This is a genomic window from Rhodococcus sp. DN22 (genome assembly GCF_036669995.1).
GTDB lineage: Bacteria > Actinomycetota > Actinomycetes > Mycobacteriales > Mycobacteriaceae > Rhodococcus_F > Rhodococcus_F erythropolis.
Map to the genome: position 1 here is coordinate 59539 of NZ_CP133329.1, position 19373 is coordinate 78911.

19 protein-coding genes and 2 pseudogenes are annotated in these 19373 nt (G+C 59.9%); 5 read left to right on the forward strand and 16 right to left on the reverse strand.

The genetic code is table 11. From position 1 onward, the window contains the following. Positions 1-3659 precede the first annotated feature (3659 nt). The 4 genes from RA302_RS33135 to RA302_RS33150 form a co-directional block, all read right to left on the reverse strand. The gene (locus RA302_RS33135; RefSeq protein WP_007733695.1) at positions 3660-3917 is read right to left on the reverse strand and encodes a hypothetical protein; all 258 of its coding nucleotides are present in this window, start codon (positions 3915-3917) and stop codon (positions 3660-3662) included. A gap of 774 nt (positions 3918-4691) precedes the next feature. After that, the gene (locus RA302_RS33140; RefSeq protein WP_030537935.1) at positions 4692-5639 is read right to left on the reverse strand and encodes a phospholipase D family protein; all 948 of its coding nucleotides are present in this window, start codon (positions 5637-5639) and stop codon (positions 4692-4694) included. Between the two features lie 590 nt (positions 5640-6229). Further along, positions 6230-6493: a hypothetical protein gene (locus RA302_RS33145; RefSeq protein ID WP_187781740.1), complete on the reverse strand. Its 264-nt coding sequence runs from the start codon at positions 6491-6493 to the stop codon at positions 6230-6232. Positions 6494-6521: 28 nt separating this feature from the next. After that, complete coding sequence (locus tag RA302_RS33150) at positions 6522-7004, reverse strand: polyketide cyclase (RefSeq protein ID WP_030537933.1); 483 nt, start codon at positions 7002-7004, stop codon at positions 6522-6524. 176 nt (positions 7005-7180) lie between these two features. Here RA302_RS33150 and RA302_RS33155 point away from each other — a divergent pair, with 176 nt between their 5' ends. Together RA302_RS33155 and RA302_RS33160 are read left to right on the forward strand one after the other, a co-directional pair. Next, on the forward strand, positions 7181-7648 hold the full coding sequence (locus tag RA302_RS33155; protein WP_149357468.1) for a hypothetical protein: 468 nt from the start codon (positions 7181-7183) through the stop codon (positions 7646-7648). 947 nt (positions 7649-8595) lie between these two features. Then, complete coding sequence (locus RA302_RS33160; protein ID WP_051721007.1) at positions 8596-9390, forward strand: hypothetical protein; 795 nt, start codon at positions 8596-8598, stop codon at positions 9388-9390. Positions 9391-9705: 315 nt separating this feature from the next. Here the strand turns inward: RA302_RS33160 and RA302_RS33165 are convergent, their stop codons facing one another. Beyond that, positions 9706-10245 (reverse strand): diiron oxygenase, encoded by a 540-nt coding sequence (locus RA302_RS33165; protein ID WP_230587715.1) that lies wholly within the window; start codon positions 10243-10245, stop codon positions 9706-9708. 20 nt (positions 10246-10265) lie between these two features. After that, positions 10266-10739: pseudogene (locus RA302_RS33170) on the reverse strand (diiron oxygenase); the annotation flags it as partial. A 252-nt stretch (positions 10740-10991) separates the two neighbouring features. Between RA302_RS33170 and RA302_RS33175 the strand changes: the two are divergent. The 3 genes from RA302_RS33175 (at position 10992) to RA302_RS33185 (ending at position 12014) form a co-directional block, all read left to right on the forward strand. Further along, complete coding sequence (locus tag RA302_RS33175) at positions 10992-11114, forward strand: hypothetical protein (protein WP_269138917.1); 123 nt, start codon at positions 10992-10994, stop codon at positions 11112-11114. Between the two features lie 334 nt (positions 11115-11448). After that, on the forward strand, positions 11449-11661 hold the full coding sequence (locus RA302_RS33180; RefSeq protein WP_003943374.1) for a ribbon-helix-helix domain-containing protein: 213 nt from the start codon (positions 11449-11451) through the stop codon (positions 11659-11661). Then, a complete protein-coding gene (locus RA302_RS33185) occupies positions 11658-12014 on the forward strand; it encodes a type II toxin-antitoxin system PemK/MazF family toxin (protein WP_003943396.1) in 357 nt (118 codons plus the stop codon). The genes RA302_RS33180 and RA302_RS33185 overlap by 4 nt, the downstream gene beginning before the upstream one ends. 197 nt (positions 12015-12211) lie before the next feature. On the opposite strand, the gene RA302_RS33190 is transcribed toward RA302_RS33185, so the two are convergent. The 10 genes and pseudogenes from RA302_RS33190 to RA302_RS33235 all read right to left on the reverse strand — a co-directional run bounded on the left by RA302_RS33190 (position 12212) and on the right by RA302_RS33235 (position 19104). Beyond that, positions 12212-12601, reverse strand: coding sequence for a helix-turn-helix transcriptional regulator (locus RA302_RS33190; RefSeq protein WP_007728194.1), 390 nt, complete (start codon positions 12599-12601; stop codon positions 12212-12214). 1072 nt (positions 12602-13673) lie between these two features. Then, positions 13674-14126: a hypothetical protein gene (locus RA302_RS33195; protein ID WP_149357472.1), complete on the reverse strand. Its 453-nt coding sequence runs from the start codon at positions 14124-14126 to the stop codon at positions 13674-13676. A gap of 285 nt (positions 14127-14411) precedes the next feature. Further along, positions 14412-14617 (reverse strand): annotated as a pseudogene (locus RA302_RS33200) (IS110 family transposase); the annotation flags it as partial. Positions 14618-15217: 600 nt separating this feature from the next. Beyond that, positions 15218-15658 carry a hypothetical protein gene (locus RA302_RS33205; RefSeq protein ID WP_024488231.1) on the reverse strand — a complete coding sequence of 147 codons (441 nt, stop codon included), beginning with the start codon at positions 15656-15658 and terminating at the stop codon, positions 15218-15220. A gap of 727 nt (positions 15659-16385) precedes the next feature. Continuing rightward, the gene (locus RA302_RS33210; RefSeq protein WP_021343300.1) at positions 16386-16631 is read right to left on the reverse strand and encodes a hypothetical protein; all 246 of its coding nucleotides are present in this window, start codon (positions 16629-16631) and stop codon (positions 16386-16388) included. Positions 16632-16860: 229 nt separating this feature from the next. After that, complete coding sequence (locus RA302_RS33215; RefSeq protein ID WP_157838978.1) at positions 16861-17295, reverse strand: ATP-binding protein; 435 nt, start codon at positions 17293-17295, stop codon at positions 16861-16863. 210 nt (positions 17296-17505) lie between these two features. Beyond that, the gene (locus RA302_RS33220; RefSeq protein WP_021343298.1) at positions 17506-17748 is read right to left on the reverse strand and encodes a hypothetical protein; all 243 of its coding nucleotides are present in this window, start codon (positions 17746-17748) and stop codon (positions 17506-17508) included. A 187-nt stretch (positions 17749-17935) separates the two neighbouring features. After that, the gene (locus RA302_RS33225) at positions 17936-18169 is read right to left on the reverse strand and encodes a hypothetical protein (RefSeq protein ID WP_030537927.1); all 234 of its coding nucleotides are present in this window, start codon (positions 18167-18169) and stop codon (positions 17936-17938) included. A 303-nt stretch (positions 18170-18472) separates the two neighbouring features. Continuing rightward, a complete protein-coding gene (locus RA302_RS33230; RefSeq protein WP_230587714.1) occupies positions 18473-18835 on the reverse strand; it encodes a hypothetical protein in 363 nt (120 codons plus the stop codon). Beyond that, on the reverse strand, positions 18784-19104 hold the full coding sequence (locus RA302_RS33235; RefSeq protein ID WP_230587713.1) for a hypothetical protein: 321 nt from the start codon (positions 19102-19104) through the stop codon (positions 18784-18786). Before RA302_RS33235 ends, RA302_RS33230 begins: the two co-directional genes overlap by 52 nt. Between the last annotated feature and the right edge of the window lie 269 nt (positions 19105-19373).

The following is a 19373-nucleotide window of genomic DNA, read 5'->3' on the forward strand; positions in this document are numbered from 1 at the left end:
CAGACCACGCATTGCGTGGACGCGCAAAATAGCAGGTCAATGCACTCATTGCCATCGAACGAATCGAAAAACATCTGCCGTGAGTGTCACACACCGTTGCAAAAGGTCGACCGACCAAGAGCAGCTTGGCTGCCACGATCACCCGGTAGCGAGGCGTTCCAGACACGAATCGAAACGTGTGACAGTCCTTCTCGATCAGATTGTCAAGGAAGTCGAAGGGACGCTATTGGGCAGCCAACTGACTAAAGGCGGAAATATAGGGTTCAGCAATCTCCGCTGTGCGCACAGAACAAATTGCTCAACCGTCGCGAGCGGTCCTGCCCAGCCATCCGCCGATGCACCGCCCTTGCGGGATGGAAGGAACGCGCCAACCTTGCGAGGCGGGCAAGACAGCCTGCCACTTCAGAAACTTTCTGATGTTCGCACCGGGGGCACTTCAATAGAACCCTGTACCCCTTTGAAGGCCAGAACATATTTCATTCCATCGGGGTCCGAACATCCAGGGCAGAAGGAAGGACTCACGTGAACCGCACGGATGGTGAAAAAACTGAGACATGCGTGGGACGAACAACCGCACTGATCGAGGGGAGGGGGTTCCAATTCTATTGAGAGATACAGCCGACTGACTGCCAGTCGGGGTGCTCATCTAACTCACGAACAACATTGCGGAATCATCTCAGGACACAGCGGGGGCCCGCGGTGAAACGAAAATTCTGCGCGAAAGGTCGGTCGCGGTGTGAACCCGGACGTGTAAGGGAAGGGACGTGTGGAGATCCGGATCAGTCGAAGTTCGGCCGCGACGGAATGACCGAAGCGAGTCCGAGCAGGCACTAACTTTACGTCACAGTGACGCAATTAGGCTTGGGGACGGGGTGGGAAGAATCAGTTCCGTTAGGCTTGATTTCGCCGCTTTGCGAGCAGAAGTTTCGGGTGGGTGGGCACATTTCGAATACAGCGACGCATGAATCGCAACGCCGAAACACACGCACTTCTCGACCGAGTGGGGAGGGGATGGAGACAGCTTCCCGTCTACAAGTATCCCGTGCACGATGCCGGCGCTGCCGTGCCGACGGCTACGAACGACGCAAGGTGGCCCACCGTTTCACGCAACAGCGCTGCCATACATGCAATGCATGCCTTGCAACGCACGCATTGCATGTATGGCATGCGCGACCAGGATGCCTCGCAAAGCATGCGTCACACGCAGTGATCGCACCATGCTTCTCTGCACAAAAAGCCGTTTACCTGCGCAAATAAAGATGCTCAGTCAGGTACATGTCTCGGAGAGATAGACCGATAGACGATCCGAATACCTACGGGCGCGTCTGCATTGGAGGAAACGGCAGTCGTTTCAATCCCTCTCGGATGTTGAACCCGTACCAGCGCGGCGTTCTTCAAGCGCAGAGAAGCTGACCGCCGGCCCGCCATTGACTGGCTCGGGCGGGGTCAGTTCTCCGAAAATGGCTGTGGAGCTCCGCGTATTAGATCAAAATGTTGTCCTCCGGGTTCTTTGTGTCCCGATCAACGTCGCCATGAGTATTTACACCTGTGGCGATCAGGGTGCTGTGCCACGGATCGCCACACTTCTCGGCAACGCTTGTCGATCATCGTGAGGCGTGTTTTTCGGACGTGTATTGCTTGGCCGGATTGGGGCCAGTAAAGCCTCAATGCTGCTGCGTGCATGTCAGGTGTGCCCGAATGCTGGCTAGGATCTTGGCGCGGTGCTCCGGGTTCGCTGCCATTTTCGTACGTTGAACATGTGAGCTTTCAAGTAATTCTTGTTCCCTCTTTCGCGCCAGGTCGGCCGATTTACGCTGTTCACTGGGCGATTCTCCGGTCCAGTCGATCCCATCGAGCCTGCGTCTGAGGTATGCCAACGGTGAGATCAGGCTTGATCTTGTTGGCCAGATCCACCCCCGGTCTGCTGTGTCTCGGGAAAGCGTCTGTGCGATGTCACGTCCTGTCCATCGCGTCGTATCGATCTTGACATCGCGGAGAAGATCACAGATCGCCCCGATATGTCCGGTCGGTCTGAGAGCCGGCGCATGGTTGACGAGTTCGGCTGCAGTCCTCTGAAGTGCCAGAGGCCGCGGTGTGATCCGAGAAGTGCTTCGTTTTTTTGTTGTGAGCTGGGCTCGCGCGTGCGCGCGTTGGTGAGTTCTTCCTAACGGAAGAACTTCAAAAGATAAAAAACCAACACTAGATAGGGTGTCAGTTCCTATCGGCCCTGGTCGACTGCTGTGGGGCTGATAGACGCGATTGACGTCGGGCCTCAGAGAGTTGTGAGCTCTGTGGCGGGTTGCTCTTTCAGAGGCGCGAGACGGCCGCGTCTTGGCGAGTTTGCGGTGAGGTGTGGTTGCCACGATTGTTCGAGGGGATGACAGTGACCATGTCGATGCAGCGCGGTGCTGTTGACCCCCGTGATGGGCTTCAGCAGCCAGAAATTCCAGGGTTTTGAGGTTCCGTCCCCGGACGTGTTCGATGCCCATTCCCAGCGCGATGAGCACTCGCCTGGCGCGATTGACAGAGGATTCGCTGACTTTGGCCCGGGCAGCGATCGTTGATTTCGCTGCGGAGACCCCGCGGCCGGTGTGGGATTCGGCGAAATGTGCGTGAGCTTGAGCCACTGCGTAAGCCTTGTCGGGCTTGATCAGGTTGCGCGCGCACAACGCCTTGCCGGCCGGGCTGGTGGTGTGATGGCGGAATTGGCGGAGCCATTCCCTGCGTGATGTCCACACTGGAACGCGTGCTTGTTCCGTTGGTTCGACAGGTAGGGACCAAGAGCGTCCACGCTGGCAAGTGGACTCGTTGAGTTGCCGTGTAGCGGATTCGAGGCGCGCGATACGTGAGAGAGCATCGTCGACTGCCGCTTGCCATTCGTCGACTTCTGTCGATTGAGGAACAGCGGATTGGGTGCCGATGCGCGACACGCCGAAGGTTGGTGATATGGAATGAGTTGGGCTGTATTCAGGGTATGCGCTACCCTGAGACATACCTGCCATAGGTAAGTCCCTTCCAGGGGATGCAGTACGAGCAGAGAAAGCGCTAACTTTCGAAGCTCACCTCTCGAGAATGTTCGAGAACAGATGTCGGAGAACCTGCCAGTTCTCAGTCGACGTCAAGGACCTGCCAGTCCTTATTTCGCCGCGATGCGGTCCGCTCCCAATCACCCCCTTCGGGGGCCTTTGTGCTTTTCAAGAGGTCTGCGCTGTTTAGTTAGGTATCGGGGCACTTCGTTCGTTGTCGGCTAGGGGCGGCCTCCCTGTCTGCGGGTCCGCTGTACGCGCGTCACGGCCGCGGTTGTTCGGAAGGTCTGTTCGATCCGGCGGCCGCACATCGGTACCACTATGGGTACGGTGCTGGCTTGCTCGGATGGGACATTCGGGACGCAGAAGTGTGATCCGAGCGCCGCGAAAGCCGAAATGTGATCTGGACGTGCCAAAAATGACACCGCGAATACGTCCGCGAGTATGGCGGAATTGCGTTTCTGCGATATCATCGAGTAAGCACCGCCTCTTCCTTTCGAGGTAGTGGTGGTCACCGCCTCTTCCTTCACTGGGTTAGTGGTGGTCAGGGAGCTGGGAAGCTCTCACAACCGCATAAACGGACAGCCCCCGATGCCGCCAAGCCCTGGGGGTTGTTCGCTGTCTAGGGGTAGTTCATGCGCCGACCGCAAGCTGCTCGATGCGGCGCAGTGATCCAGCGGCCTCGACCTCAAGCAGTCTCAGCTGGTCCGGATGCAGTTTGTCGATGATGTAGTCCGGTATGTCCAGTCCATGGGTGATGGCCAGTATGAGCACGGAGTAATCCCCAGCAGGGATTCCGAGTTCGGCGGCCCGATCCTCGTACACCTTGTGCTGCTTGAGGGGAGCACGAGTCGCGATGTGTCCGCGAGGTCCCTTGTTGTGCTGTGCCATGAGGAAAGACTAGAACCAATCTGTAACTGATACGGGTAGGCGCGCTTGTTCGGTGTGTCGCGTGTGGTTGATGTTGCCATGGAGTTCTGAGGGATTTTGCGGCGGCCCGCCTCACAGGCCGCCGCCGGCCCGACCAGGGAGGGGCTTGACGGACCACCTCTGCGGCTTCGCTGAAGGTGGAGTTTGGGTGCGTTGGCGGTCGGCGGTTCGATGATGGGTCTAGCGTCGGAATCGGGTTGGATTCTTCGGGAACGAATGGAGATGCTTGGCTCTCATGCTGTCAGACGCCGGGGAGGTTCATGTGCGACTGAACGCGGGGGAGGGGTTATGTAACCCGCGTGTTGGACGGCGCTTCCGCAGACTGCTGCCGTGTGTCGTGGAGATGGATGGAGACGGGGGTCTGTGGACAGTCGATGGTGCGTCTGCGAGCTCGATGGCTCGGGTCACGTGTCGAGAGGAGCACCTGAAAGATCCGGAAAGGCACCTTAACCTGTCAGCTGCCGAACGTAGGTTTCCAGCGGGGAGGGTTTGTGCCTTCGTGTTCGCCTGCGAATCGTGAGGGACTTCGGTTGGGGGAGGTCGATCCGCGTATATTGTCACGCGGAATGCTCTTTATCGCAGTTGCGCAGAGGATTTCGTTCACCGGATTCGAACATTAGAGTCGTGCGTCGTTCGACTTCCGTGAGTACATTGCTCGGATCGACGTATTGACGGTGCGCTGTTCGCGCACTCGAAGGAATGCTTCGCATTCCGTCAACATTCGTTTCTCAGGACTCAAAGGTTCCACAACGCCAACAGTTCGGCCCGAAGACTGAGCGAGCGAACGTAGTGGTTGGACCGCAGTTGTGCGCTGGGGTGCCCGACCTCGACGAGATACCTCTCGGTGTCTGCCACAGGAAGCGGTAGCAGGTCGTTGCGAACGCGGAGAAAGAACTGAAAATGACTGGGGGAATCCGGTATTCGATCCTGGTTGGATATCACGACAGCGGGTGGCAATAACAATTCGTTGTCCGTGGAGACGCGGATGACGACGTCCCCACGTGCCATGCTGCTTGGTTTTCCGAGTCTGAGTGTTTCGAGTCGATATCTCACGCTCGGATTGACCGAAAGATGCTTCGTTGAAGTCTGTTTCACAGGTGCGATGCGCACGGAGGGACGGGTTTCGTGATCGCTGACTTGCCTGATAAATACTCGGTTGGTCGGAGCAAGAGGAAAGTCGTTGTCAAGGTTCTGCATTCGGCCAGTGATGCCAGGTATGGGTACGGCACGCCCGATCGCCCATTCGCGCGCGGCGTTGTCGATGAATATTTGGTCTACAGCAGTGGTTTCGTCGATATTGTTGATGAACGCGCGACTGTCGGCAACCACTTGGGGGTCATCGGAAATGACGACCGCTTCATGGGTGAATGTGGAATTTTCGGAAGCATTCGGCGAGCCGATTACAGCTCGTTGGTTCGTCACGATGACCTTGGCGTGCAGTGTTGACGACGACAGGATGCGAACGCCCTTGCTGAGGTAGTGCGCAAGAACGGCAGATGAAGTGGCGTGGGCGCGGATCGCCGCGGTAGAAGCATTGACGATCAGAAGGTCTCCACTGCGAAGTGGAAGTAGTTCGGGCGCAGGGTGTCCGAGATAGGGGACAGCGGCATAGCGTGGGCCTCGCGTGCGGATCGCGCGAGTGATGTGTGGCCACGGGTTCGGTCCGTGGAAGCTGGTCCCCATAGCCTAGAACGGTAGCGCGAATCGGGCCCGATTTCTGGCGCCTGCGTGAAAGCTGCCGTTGTTCTGCGTCGTCTCCGGAGCAAAAGAAACTTCCGGATATCTGTGATCTGTCGTGGAGGTCGAAGAATGTTGTAGTGATCAACCCTGCCGGGTCAGACGGCGTTAAACCCCAGTGCGACTGCAGCGCTGTCGATTCGGCGTGCGATTTCAATACGGGACGGTGGCAGTAATGGTGCCGGACGGGTGGGAAGGGTCTGCTGCTTGTTCGAGCAGCGCCCCGCACAGTGCACCGGGAAATTTACCGCGGTACGCGATGCCGCGGGGGTGAGGGCGGGCGTGGTGGATCGTGCGGGCCCATGCCTGGAGGGGCGTGTAGGCCTGAGATCGTAGGCGCTCGCCGTGTGGATATCGGGTGGCTGATGTAGTGTCGCTGGCGGGCCGAGTCGATTCGTGATCGGTGCTCGAAAAGTGAACGCGCAGAAAACGTCTCGGCATTCTAGTGTAGGTCGGGCGGCGTGGTCTTCATGAACTGATGGACCCGTGCCTCGTGACGGGGAAGCCGGGCGTGTTGGGCTGCAGTGGAGGTTCGTCTACCGCTCTTTGGCAGCCTCTCGTCGCGAGTTCAGGTGAGGTGGCGGCTGGGAGGCGTCAGCGTGGCTTCGGCGCCCCATCAGGTAAAAGGCGATAGTGGCCGGCGTGATGGTTGTGAGTGCAACGTAGGACATTGCACTCACTGGAGACGTTGTGGCGAAGAAGATTCCGTTGAGATAGATCCATGAGGTTGCGACGGCACCGGCGATCAGTGCTGCGATTGTCACGGTGGTGGCTGCGCGCTCGCGGAAGAGGAGCATCACGGCCCCGACGCTGGGCTTTCGGGCGGGGTCAGCGCGGATAACCTCTGGCTACGGTGCGTGCAAGGATACCGAGCGTGGCTTTGAGAGATCCTTCGGCGATGACGGGAAAGATTCCTGCTTGCCGCCAGGTGGGGCCGATATCAGACCAGTCGTAGTACGAGGTCACGAGGGAACTGTGGCCGTCGTCGGCCGGCTCGATCCGATATCCGTAGACGTGCCCGATCGGAGGCCGAACAGTTCCGAGGATGGTCCATGCTATTTCGCGTTGGGGAACAAAGGTTTTGATCGTCACTGTGACGTCGTACTGTCCCATGGGTAGGTCGCCCAGAGCTTCGCGATCCATGTGGACGACGAATTCGTCGCCGGTCGCGGTCACGAGTTCGCCATCTGCGCCCATCAGCATTCCGGATCCGTCGATGGCGACGTGCCCCTGAGGGTCGCAGAGGACCGCGAAGATCGATGCGGGGTCGGCACGGATGGTGCGCTGTACTTCGATCCGTTCGCTAGTCATGTGGCGAATGCTGCCATACCGCCGATCGGTCGGCGAGGTTTCTCTCGTTCGGTGGGTGCATTCATCGGCTTCGGTCGGCGAGGCGGGGTGATGCGCGGAGATGTCGGATGCTGTCCACCACGATCAGCCCCGCCACAGCCACTCCGGTGACGGCCACCAGGAGTGGGCTTAGTTTCGTGACAACTGGCGGTCTCGAGTTGTACTGCACCAGCGTCAGCGGAACCGGAACCATCCCTCCAGCGCCCGGTAACGTGAACTCCGGAACGGGCGGCATCAACATCAACATCGCGAGCGTGGGACTGTCCGGATGTGACCTCGAAGGTGTGCCGGCAACGATCACCACGTCGGGTTCCTGGGCTCTGAACGTCAACGCCGACAGTGGATCACCGATGGGAAGTATCAAAATCCCCACCGGTGGAGCTCACGTAGTCGCTGGTAGCTGCGTCATCGACGTCACCGCCAGTACTGCCGGCCCCGTGCCCTACAGCAACACAACACATACCGTGACCGCCAACAACACCGGAACGGTGAACTTCACCTCCAACGGGGGAAGCGCATCATGCCCGGCAGCAGGGGCCGGAACAGCGAAGATGACCGGGGCGCTCAAGTTCAATTCCACGCCCGGCATCACCGTCACTCCCTGACCCGGAATGTAGTTGCGCCACAGCCATACCCGCCCTAAGAGGGTTATGCGGGTGTGGCTGTGGCGTACTGTTCGCGTAACCGTCCCCTCGGCACAGGTCGCTGCCTGAGCAGGAAGATTCACAGAACACATGATCGTTTGGCCGAGGGCCCGCCCGATCTCTCGTAGTGTTTCGCCGCAGCAGTGAAAATCCCAGATCACCTTCTAGTGCTTCACCGAGAACTTCAGTGCCTTACTGCCCATCCACGGTCATGCATCATCTCACCAGTAGTGATGCGCTGACCCTGTTGAGATTAAGATCGTAGTCGGCCGACGAATCGATCCGAATCGACGCTGTGACTCTCGGAACTTTGTGGCCCAGTGCTCGGTAGAAATGGTCGGCCGCGGCTGTGACGGAACGATTGACGGGCGAGTTCCGAGTGTCGGGACGCTTTCAGTGTCCCGCTCGGTGGCGGTCAACTCGATGTTCGCGATAAGCGCTGATCGCTTCAAAACTGCATTCCTGCAGACCGTTCGATCGATTACGCGTGAAGGTGGGACTCACGGTTTTGGGTGAAATTTCGAGTAAGCGTGCTATTACTTTTCCGGAATAGCCTTCGGCGACCCGTTCGATGATCTGTTCTTGGCGCTTACTTAATCGCATCACGGTCGCCTCCTGCGACGGTATGGATGGCGCGGCGGGAGCGACTCACGATTTGCGTCCAGTGAGGACGTGGAGACAAAAACGGTGCACAACAACGCGGTCGCTGCAGATATGGGGTTGCCGAATCCGACTTCATCACGGGTGCAGGGTTGATCCTGGCCGTGCGCGATGATTGCCAGAGTCCGGCGCGGACGGCGATAGAGCATCGAATCCTGACCTGGTACCTCGTTCGTCAGATGTAGTACTGCAGATGGATGTGCAGTCGAGTACCTGCTGATTGACTCTCTCTCGGAAGGGAGTCGTCAATGAGTACGTCCGTCAACCGAAGCCGCTGGTCGATCGTTGCGTTGTCATGCGCCGGAGCGGCATTGGTGGCCGCGTTCGTTCTGGGTCCGGCCGCGTTGTTACGCGGACGCTATCCGCAGTTCCAGGATCAATCCGTCATGAGTGAGCTGCTCGGCCGCGGCTTGGTCGACTACTGGGGTAGCGGAGTCCGCACCTATCCTCGAGGCTTGGCGGAGATAGTGGACTACTGGTTCGAGTGGCACGTGATCAAGATCGTCATCTCGGTGCTGCTGACCACGGTTCTGTGCCTGCTCGCGGCGACTCTGTGGCGACGATCTCTGACGGCCGGCGTCGGTTGCGTGGTCGCGGCGACCACTACGACTGTTCTGTCATTGTTTTCGGTGTTTGTGGCTGTGCTCAACATCCAGTCGACGGCCGCACCCGTAATCGCGCTGCTTCCGATGCTCTCCGCTGACAACGCGGACGGGCAGACAGCGCAGTTTCTGATCGAGAACGGTGTGCAGAGCGGAGACTCCAGACCGCCACTGCTCGAGTTGCTCACACAGGTCGAGCACTACAACTGGGCGGCGATTGTCGCTACCGCCGTGGTGATCGCTGTAGTCGCAACCGGAACCGTCATCGCCGTCCGACGCTACAGACCGTCGGACACGACAAACGGTGCCCACCGTCGGATGTTCGTCGCCCTCGGATCGCTCGGTGCTGTGATGACCATTGCGATGACGCTGCTGTTCGTCGCGGCCGTAGTGGCAGTCGTCGATCCAGGAGAAGCTCTCCTCGGCGCAGTCGGCCTGTGACTCTATTGCCGGACCAAGATGAACGGCGAGGCGTATCCATGACCGAATCGCGGAAGTGCTGAACGTCGCTCGCAGTACGTTGTACCGAAACTTGCAGTAGAAAAATCGAATCCGCTACGGCATTGGAAATGCTGCACTGATGTCGCCGGTTCGGCCTCGATGGATCCGCTTCCTACAATTCGATGGGGCGATTCGGGTGTGGGCCTGTGGTTGGCGCGCTGATATCTGTGCGCCATTGCCTCGACCGCGGTGAGCGGGTAACGCAGCTGTCTGTCGAAGTGGGAGAGGGGCAGCTGCGTCGCGGGTTGCAGATCGTCAAGCCGCGGCCCTCGACGGCTCGTTGCGGTACCGCGACAGCCGGCCGTCGGTTCCGGTAAGCCGCCAGGACCAGAGGGTGAGCCGGGTGCGCATTCCGTTGGCGTCGGCGAGGCTCCGGACGTCTGCGCAGGACTCTGCAAGAAGTCGCCGGAAATCGGGGTTGCGCATCGAATAGGTCTCGCGCAGAACATTGCGGGGGATACCCAGCAACGTCGCGTCCTGCCGGCTCGGGACGACGATGGACCAAAACCCTATGCGCATGACAACAGGCGTGGTGATGCCGAGTGCGAGGCGGTTGAATCGGCTCATGCGCGGAGCGTGATGGCGCAACCATGCATGGGCGAACCCGATGTGACGTGCTTCCTCGGCGAGATGGATCTGCATGATGCGGTCGGTGAGCGGGTGAATGCCACCGCCGCGCATGATGCTCTTCTGGATGTGGTCGATGGGCTCCTCTCCAGCGAGGATGATCTGAAAGAAGAAACTGGGCCACAGCGATCCCAGCGACCCGACCAGGGGAAGGCCTTGACAAGCCACGTTGGGGCACCGTGTACCTCCGGAGCCACCCGGTTGGTGAACTCCTGAAACATCTGGATGTGGTGCGTCTCTTCGGTGAGTTCGTGCATGAAGTAGCGGAATTCGGGGTTCTCGTTCGCCAGGCCCATCAAGAACTGGGTACCGCCGAGAAGGAGCAGTTGCTCGAACTGGGAGCCGGTCTTTGTTATAGATGCGAGCCGAATCCGGGCAACCCGCCGTTGTTCCTGGGGTGAGAGCGCGCGGTACCAGTCGGTGTGGGACAAGGGGTCGACCGCGGGGAGTGTCCATCTCGGGTCGTCCGCGGGGGCGGCGAACTCGGGCGAATTCCAGGCGATGTCTTTGAACGCCTCGAAGTGGAGCCCTGTCGAGGATGCCTCGGACAGTGTGCGCAGAGTGTCGTGGTAATCGCGATGTTCGTTGACGGTATTGCGCCCCGGAGTTAACCGGACAGATGGCGCGTTACGCCGCGTGCGACGAAGTGTTAGGAACTGCATTTCAGGCTCCTTTGTGGCATCTATCTCAGATGTGCCCACAGTAAACTAAGTGTGACTGCGCGTCCACAGTAACTGTATGAGTCTGCACGTCCACGGGTAAGTCCGGAAGGGCGAAAGGGGCACTCAATATCGCACCATGCACGCAGCTCTCGGCATTTGATGGTGGTGTGGGTCCTGCCATCGAGACGACGGCACTGGACGTGGTCGACGTTAGGCCATTGTGTGCATCTGCCGACCTATACGGTGGGATAGGTGCAGGACGAGGTTCTCGCGATCTCGTCACGGTCGGTGTCCCCGCTTGATCGGGTCGGAACTCACCTCGCCGAACTCGCGTCCCTGCACCGCGACGATATCCGAGGCGGCGCAGACAGTTGATCATGTGGATTGGCCCGCACGTCTTTCGGCATGCGACGGGGATCCGATAGTCCGTGGTTATTGCCGGGATAACGAGCGGTAACAGTCGAAATATCTCATCGGCAACTGCAAGTTATGTCAGTTCTTAAGTGACTGTGCAACAACCAGTTTCGACGGAGGTCGCTATCTGAATTGAAATTCTGGGCGAAAATGCGCGACGACCAATGGCTCTGAGGTGGCTATGAGGGAGACGCGTCGGGGTGGTTGCCTCCTTGAATGGGCTCTTTCTTGCTGGTGAGGCGGTGTAGCCGTTTTCGCGGGTTACCGCCAGATCATACTTTGGTACGCTTAAAGTATGACCACGAAATTTACCATAAGTCTGCCTGACGAGGATGCGCACCTACTCGACGAGTATGTGCGTGATCACGGACTTCGTGGCCGGTCGGCAGGAATTCGAGCCGCACTCCGCCTACTCTCGACGTCCGGACTCGAACGTGACTACGCTGCAGCGTTTGCTGAAGGTGACGTAGATGAAGTGTGGGACGCTGTCACGGCAGACACCGAATGATTCGCCGCGCGCACATTCACTGGGTGGATCTCGATCCGGCGCAGGGCAGTGAAGCGGCGAAACGACGACCGGCGGTGGTGGTGAGCAACGACCGGGCCAACGCTACTGCAGAAAATCTCGGCAGGGGCGTGATCACCGTGGTTCCGTTGACTACCAATACCGCGCACGTGTTTCCGTTTCAGGTGATTGTCGAGTCCGACGAGTCAGGTTTGGCGCGAGCGTCGAAAGCGCAAGCGGAGCAAGTGCGTTCGGTATCGGTTCGGCGTCTGGATCCTGAACCTGTCGGCAAGGTCGGGATGGAGACTTTCGCCGCACTCGAGGACGCGCTGCGGCTGCACCTCGATCTGCAGTAACTTGGTGCTGTTGCGGCCGGGTGATCGCCTCGATCGTCGGGGTGCGGTTGCCGAAGACCCTACGTGGTCTGCTCTGCCCACTCGCTGCTTGCTTCCCTTGCCAGCGCGGCAGTGAGAGTGCGTCCGACGAGCGGCAGGACGACTCGGCTTGCTAGCAATTGGTCTCGATACAGCGAACGAACCGAGGGGCGGAACGCCTAAGGTGTGCTGGTCCATCCGTCTGGGGTGTGAAGTACTCCGTTCACTCGCACTGGAATAGGGGGTCCTCCGGTGTCTCCTACTGTGCGGCGGCATATCTCGTCGAGGATTTGCTTGTTCGACATTTGTTGCAGCGACATCCTGGTCGGGGAGAGAGGGCGGTTCTCTTCTTCGGTCATGTAGCCGGCGGCGATCAGCACGTCTTGTATGGGCGCATCGAACAACACTGCGACCTGCCGAAGAACTTGCGGGGACGGCGATCGCACGATCGTTGCCCAATGACGCAGCAACGACGGATACACCCCTAGCGCCCGGGCAGCCTCCTCGGTGCTCTCGTAGCCCCGAGCATCGATCTGATCACGAATCCACACTCCGAATCCTGTCCGCATGGCCTGAATTTTTTCATGGATTCGTGGACTCGATATCGGTGTGGCGCTGCTTACTGAATTCTCCCGGGGGGGAGCGTGAGTTTTGACGACAGTACTTCTGTCGTGATGGTGCGAAAAGCTCGGTGGCTAGTCGAGTCGTTCCGACACCGACTCAGGATGCTGCTCCTACGCCGATGCCGCGATGGACACTCAGCGGTCATCGCGTCCACGGGTACGGCGCTGGCCTCTGACTCGGTATCGGCTGAATCACCAGGGTTTTCGTTGGTGTGGTTGCCACCTTGAGCGACGGTCATTTCGGATTCGGGTTTCATCGTCCTTGGTTCGGCACGTACACCGCGTGTCCGGTATCGGGTGCACCACCGCCATACTGCCCGCCTGTCCTGTAATCGCTTCTCTCGGACCTCTGAGTCATCGACGGATTCGCGGATGCACCCCTCATTCAGTGTGCACTCCTGACCTATCACGTCTGTCGTCGGAATAGTGGACGAAGATCCCAAACATTGAGCACTGCAGGAAAACTGGCATTTCGGGTTCGAATTTGGTTAGCATCTTGTTGCTGCGGTGATTCTGAGTGGTCAGTTCGTCCGCGCAGGACCTGCCCTCCGGCTGTCCACTCGCCGGGGGCGGCGGGCTTCTACCTCGTCCCGATTGTCACACGTTCCGAATATGTCGGGTGCGTGGCGACGGTACAGACCCGGCCCTCGTCGGAGAGTGAGGAACTTGGTATGACCGCCAATGGATCATCTGCCAAAGCGCTTCGTGATGTGCGGCGGGCACAGTCGAGACGAAAGCTGGCGGGCATCTCATGTCTTCGGTCTCTTTACTTCGAGCGCCGGTTGTTTCTTCGTCCGTGGTGATGGCTTGGTCTGTTCACGACGTGGTGGAGTGCCAGCCGGCAGGCCGGGCGAGCGTGATCGTGCTAGGTGAGGCGCGGGTGGGAAGAGTCTTTCGGGATGGGAATCGCGGGATCGTGGTGGTCAAACATTCGTCCTGCGTGGCTCGGCTTTTGGTGGACTGGACAATCAGAGGAGCCCTGTCTTTTTGAAGAAGCTAGTGACAGCAGCGTTGTCGGTCATGCTGTAGACGTCGATTGTGAGGCCGGTTTCCATGTTGACGTAACTTCCCGATACTTGTCCGGTGGCGCCGTCACTGATGTTGACTCCTGCTGTGCGGGAGTCGTTTTCGACCAGGGTGTGTTCCCGTAGTCGTATTCGCCGTATCCGAGAAGTGTCTTTTTCGCTTGTTTCAGGTCGAGGCTGGCTGTGAAGCGATTGCCGTATTCGGAGAAGCTTTCGGCGAGTTGATTGGATTTTTTGATATCGCAGCTGATCACGAGGGCACCGTCGGTGGTGAAGGTGGATTGGCGACAGTTTTCGGAGGCACTGCTCAAAGCTGTGGGGAGGGCCGCTTTGACGGTGTCGGCGTCGGTGACCGGTCCGGCAGTCGTGGTCGTTGAGGATGTGCTGCCAGCGGCGGCTGGATTGTCCACGTTCGAGTTGCCCGGTGACGGGCGCAGAACGATCACGGCTGCCACGATTGCGCCGATGACGACGAGAGCGCCATGATCCTGCCGATTGACTTACCTGGAAACGCGCAGCTTCGAAACATCAGGCACACGCTTCCGGGCGGGGGATGCGCGCGGGCGATGGGCGTTCCCAGCGCCGTTGGACTCGCGCCGCTTTGCACGATCAAGTGACCAACCTGACGGCGCTCGTGGCACTGGAGTTGGTGCAGTGCAGTTGGGAAACCGACGGGCGTTCGACGGTTCGGAGCGTCGGACGATGAGTTGCCGGGGGCCATGTTGTCTTCGTCAAGCGGCAGTCACGGCGAGTAATCGATAGGGTTCATGGTTCTTGAGCATGGCGTAGAGAACATCGCAGCGACTTCCGGCGAGGCAGATGGGCGGCGGTGTGCTTCTTTCCTTCGACTCGTTTTCGGTCGTAGTAGGTGCGACTGGCAGAATCGTGCAGCACGACGAACGCCGAGAGGAACAGGACGCGTTTGCAGTCGACGGGAGACGGGCGTCCCGCCTCCCGTCGAGTGACCAGCCGGTCGACGGGCGCCCACAGGAAACATAACTGCGAAACCCACTACTGCACAAGGATTTCCTGATTTCAGGGTCATGTCAGGCGCGCCGGCCGCGCCAGGGATATCCGTTGAGTGATTCGATCTGTGCGCGGCGGTCACCTGTTCTGCTTCCGGATGGGGAGCTCGCTGGCTGATGATCGGCGCGCATCGAACCTTGGCACCGATGCTGGAGTCGCTCCGTAAGAGAAGCAGCGTCAGTGCTACAGACTGTGCGTCGTAAGGTTGGTCTCTCACGGCGTGCAGAGCCCGCCGGCGCAGCACTCACATGTGAGCTGGCGGGCACCACCGTTTTCTGGCGGCATTGCCTGAACCGTCTGCATCGACGAGTCGTGGACCACCGTAGAGAATAGATGTGGTGGTCAGTGGCCCGCCGAGGAGAGTGTCGGCTCCCTCGGCGGGCCGGTGGACTTCTGCGGCGAACCGTGCGGTTCGAACACGCCCGAAGCCGGCCGAGGCGACCGTCCTGCGACCGTGAGAACTGGTTCCCGATCGGTGCCGCTCTCAAACAGTGCCGGATCAGGGGCGGCCCTACTTGGTCGCCAACTCCGGGCACCGGTATGCCACTGCTCTTTCAGCGACACGAGTCATCATCTCCGCACTGACCCCGGTCTCGGTCGCCATCGCGGCGGAGACGGCCCCCAGTGCTCCCGGCCCTTGGGCGTTCTCCATGTCCAGACACACGATGTTCGACATCTGCTGCGCCGCCACGACAGTGACCTGCTCCCCGGTGATGGAGGCGAAATCGGCAGCGAGTTGGGCAGCTTCCTCGGGGCGTTGCTGGATTTGCGCTTGCGCGCCCTCGTTCATCATCTCCCCGAATTCGTCTGTAGGAGCGGGGGCGGAAGAAGATGCGCCGACAGTGGGCACAGCAGATTCTTGCAACTCCGGTGGAGTCTCGTCCTTGTCTGCGCACGCGGTGATTCCAACGGCTATCGCGGCAACGACCAGCAACTTCTTCATGCTGGTCATCTCATCAGAGAAACCCGCGCACGGATACCCGAGCTCTCTTTCTGCACGTGGATTCCCTCGTGTGAGTGGGCGTCGATGGTGGACTCGAGGAGGTCGACGGACCACGGGTTCTCCGGAGCAATGACCGATCCTTGAGAGGTCCATTCCGGTTCTCGCAGTCCCGGTGCTCGAAACCAGCTGTGCTGTTCTCGGAACTGATTTTCTTGGCAGGGTCTTCTCGGCGAGACCCCTTTTCGGTCCTTACCCGGTTGCAGCATGAGGCGACGGTTGCGGTGCTCGCACGAGCGTCAGCACGACGGTAGACAGGGTGCCCCTGCGGCTTGCATCTTCGTTGGCATCGGGCAGCCGCGCCAAGCACAGCTCGCGGTGATGCTGTTGGACCTCGTGACGCTCCCGGGGCGTGATCCAGTCACCTTCGTAGACGAGATCTCCGCAGTATCGGCACCGCGTAGAGAAGTAGCCTGTGGCCGGATTCGGTGCGTTGATCTTCGAGATTCTGCACTCCTCTCGCGTAGAAGGGGCCCTGCCTCCGTATCGACGTCGCCGTCGTTCCGCCGGGCCTCCCTGGCAACTGCCGCACGCTTCAGGTGGCTGCAGCGTCCCCGTTTCGCGCAGTGGGGCTGCTCAACCGGAGCGTATCGAACGTCATGCGGATCATCCGGGAAGGGACGGCGCGCGAATCTTTCGAATACGTCCCGGGTAATCCGACGGAACGGCGAGGTCGACCCTAGGCGGAGTGAAAGGTGTATCGCCGGCTCATCGCAGCGAGGGCCTCGTCGTCGTCGTCGGAGAAGGCAGTCGCCTGCGCCCAGATCAACGCTTGCAGGTAGTCCTGATGGCGTTGGAGAAGTTCGTCGGTTGAAAGCCCTGCATACAAAGAATCATTCGGTCTCTCCTCGGCCCTGGCGATGCCGGCGAATTGCGCCAGGTACGCCGCGAGAGCAGCAGCACGGCGACGACGACTTGCAGGCATGAGTTTTCACCTCGGCTTCGGAGCGGATGCGACTACGAAGCCGAGGTGACCTCACACGCATGTACTCGAGCAACTCGTCGACTCCACTACCCCCCACAGCAATACCAGAGCTATCGACACCACATCGACGATCATTACAGTGAATGAAAAAATGTAATGGATCGCATGCCGGAACGGCCCCGGGAACGTGTCGGGTCCGGTGCGTCTCGATCCGGGTGATCGGCGGGACTCACCCGCCTGATGGGAAGGCTTTTTCTACGCTGATGGTGACGGACAGTTCGTTCGCCGCGGGTGGTCTTGCGGGTTTTTGGTCGAGTGTCGCGTTGTCGACGAGGGCGGCGAGCACGAACCATCCGAACGAAGAACTAAGGGCGTCGACCGGAGCGTGGGTGGTGGCGGTCAGGTACACCCGCAGTGAGCCGGGACCACTGTCGACGACGCACACCACAGCGCTCGCGCTGCGGGCGTGACTGACGAGAATGGCAGCGGCTTCGTCCACGGCGAGGACGAGATCATCGAGTGCATCCCGCGAAAGCGGATGACGAGACACGACTGTGCGCACCATCGACCGGAGCATCCACAGGTGGTCGGGAGAGGCCGGAACGGACAGCGACAGGGACGAGGCGGTCGGTGAGACGGTCGCCTGCTCGAAGCACATGGGCATGGGGCTCCTGTTACACGAGAAAAGGTGCGAACCCCTGCGATGTCCGCGATCGCACCCTCGAACGAGGAATTTGATCCCCCGTCCAGTTAACCGGAATGTGTAGGCCCCAAACATGGGCACAGCTCAGCAAGAAGGGCACACGTCGCCGACTGCCGAGGCGACCCTCTGCGCGTCGAGGTGACAGCGATTTCGTGTCCGCACGTTTTTCCGTCAGCTCAGAACTGCGGTCACTTCGGATTCCATGAGAATTTCAGGTTGGACGATGGACGAGCCGAGCTGATTGCAAGAGGATGCACCGGCACAATCACACCGTGCAGTGCATCGCCCGGACACCGGTGCAGCTCCAGCGCGTGAGAGGCCCTCGGTGGCCGAGGCGGTGATCAGTTTCAGAGAACGACTGAAGGTTCGGCGCGACATCATGACCGAGACGATCGCGCTGGCCGGAGCCGGCATGATGCCTGTGTGTGGGGCGCCGCACTCTCGATGAATTTTGCCGGTCATCCGCATCAGCCGCGGAGCCGACGAACTGCGAACCGGATTACGGTTGTCTTTCAGCTAGGTCAGTGCTTCGCTCAGCGCTTCACCGCTCTGGCGGGTGCCGTCGGTGGAGGCTAATGCCGCGCCGTCGGGATCGGCTTGTTCAGGGGTGCGGGTTCCTGCGTGGTGCGGGTTGGATCGTTGCTTCGAGTCGGGTGAGCCGTTGTTCCAGGGCGCTGGTGACAGCGAGCAGTCCGAGCAGGGTGGGTTCGGTGATGTCGCGACCATGTTGGGCGTGATCGAGCAAGGTGGTGCGTAGAAGCTGGCACATGGCGGCGTCATCACTGATGGGTAGTTGTTCGAGTGCGGCGGTCAGACGCTTGGCGGGGAAGGTCACGGGTAGCTCCTGCACATGTCAATCATGCAGGCACAAGAGATGAAGTGACTGCCTGTCGTGGGGTGGGTGGTGCGCTGGAACCGAGGCGGAAAGCAGCGCACCACGAGCAGGAATGTTACTGCGTCAATGCTGATCGGCTGGTACCCCGGGGGTGAGAAATGCTCTTGCCCTGCGGTCGGCGGCGACCTCGGCGCAGGGTTGGCTAAGGACGCTGGGCTCTTCGGAGGAGCGGCATCGACGGCGTTCGACGGAGTGGCAGATTCGGTGAGGGGCGTAGTAGCAGCTCCGTCTACTTCTCGGTGCTCAGCGTGAGTCGAGAGTGCGCCACAGTGGCGGGGTGTCGTCGCTGTTGGCGAGGGTGCGGATTCCGTCGGCGTCCTGGGCGAGGATGTCGGCGAAGTAGGAGCGGTTGGCTTCGTCGAGTCCGTCGGAGAGGTTCGCGCCGCGCAGGATGGATGCCGCGGCCGCATCGAGGTACCGGGCGATGCGGAGGAGCAGTGGACGTGGGGTGGGAACGAGGGAGGTGTGAGCGTCGGCGGTAATCATGCCGAGGGTCGAGAGCAGTGACAGGCCGGTGACGGCTTCGATGTCGTCGAGGTTGATGTGGGCAACTTTCAACGCTTCGGCCAGTGCTGCGGTGGTGAGTCCGACGGCGGCAAGGGGCATGAAAATATGTGTTCGAATGCGATGAGGTCGGCGCCGGGGGCTTCGTCGGAGAGCGAGACCGCCAGTGATTGGGCGAATGCAAGGAGACGCTCTTCCGTGAAGGCATTCTGCGCGGTACGGCGACTGATACCGATCAGTGTCATGTGTTCGGAGATTTTGTCGGCGAGAATTGTCTGTGCTTGGGCGTCGGTGACGGTGAGCCCGAGGTCGAGCAGAGCGGCCCGAAGTTCGGCCGATCGTGCGGCGAGCCAGATGGATCGCGGTCTCATCACTGCTCCCGTGAAGGTGAAAGTTGTGTTGTCGAGGTGAGCTTAGATCGACCGTCATCGAGCGAACACAGGGGACGCTTGAAGACGCCGAGAGATCAGTCGAACAGTAGGGGTCCCGTCCTGGGGGATTGTCACATTAACGTGAATGTTCGGTGACACGGTGTGTTCGGATGCGTGGTGATACAACGGCCTTGTCGCAGGCGCCTTTTCAGGCGGCGACGGCGCTACCGGTAGCCTCGCGCCATACGGCGAACTGATCAGCCATCACC

Excerpts from the sequence above, each read along its gene's own strand:
- RA302_RS33135 (WP_007733695.1), bottom strand. The coding sequence starts at position 3,917 with ATGGCACAGCACAACAAGGGACCTCGCGGACACATCGCGACTCGTGCT.
- RA302_RS33140 (WP_030537935.1), bottom strand. The coding sequence starts at position 5,639 with ATGGGGACCAGCTTCCACGGACCGAACCCGTGGCCACACATCACTCGC.
- RA302_RS33150 (WP_030537933.1), bottom strand. The coding sequence starts at position 7,004 with ATGACTAGCGAACGGATCGAAGTACAGCGCACCATCCGTGCCGACCCC.
- RA302_RS33160 (WP_051721007.1), top strand. The coding sequence starts at position 8,596 with ATGAGTACGTCCGTCAACCGAAGCCGCTGGTCGATCGTTGCGTTGTCA.
- RA302_RS33180 (WP_003943374.1), top strand. The coding sequence starts at position 11,449 with ATGACCACGAAATTTACCATAAGTCTGCCTGACGAGGATGCGCACCTA.
- RA302_RS33185 (WP_003943396.1), top strand. The coding sequence starts at position 11,658 with ATGATTCGCCGCGCGCACATTCACTGGGTGGATCTCGATCCGGCGCAG.
- RA302_RS33190 (WP_007728194.1), bottom strand. The coding sequence starts at position 12,601 with ATGCGGACAGGATTCGGAGTGTGGATTCGTGATCAGATCGATGCTCGG.
- RA302_RS33205 (WP_024488231.1), bottom strand. The coding sequence starts at position 15,658 with ATGACCAGCATGAAGAAGTTGCTGGTCGTTGCCGCGATAGCCGTTGGA.
- RA302_RS33210 (WP_021343300.1), bottom strand. The coding sequence starts at position 16,631 with ATGCCTGCAAGTCGTCGTCGCCGTGCTGCTGCTCTCGCGGCGTACCTG.
- RA302_RS33215 (WP_157838978.1), bottom strand. The coding sequence starts at position 17,295 with ATGCCCATGTGCTTCGAGCAGGCGACCGTCTCACCGACCGCCTCGTCC.
- RA302_RS33220 (WP_021343298.1), bottom strand. The coding sequence starts at position 17,748 with ATGCCGGCTCCGGCCAGCGCGATCGTCTCGGTCATGATGTCGCGCCGA.
- RA302_RS33230 (WP_230587714.1), bottom strand. The coding sequence starts at position 18,835 with ATGCCCCTTGCCGCCGTCGGACTCACCACCGCAGCACTGGCCGAAGCG.
- RA302_RS33235 (WP_230587713.1), bottom strand. The coding sequence starts at position 19,104 with ATGAGACCGCGATCCATCTGGCTCGCCGCACGATCGGCCGAACTTCGG.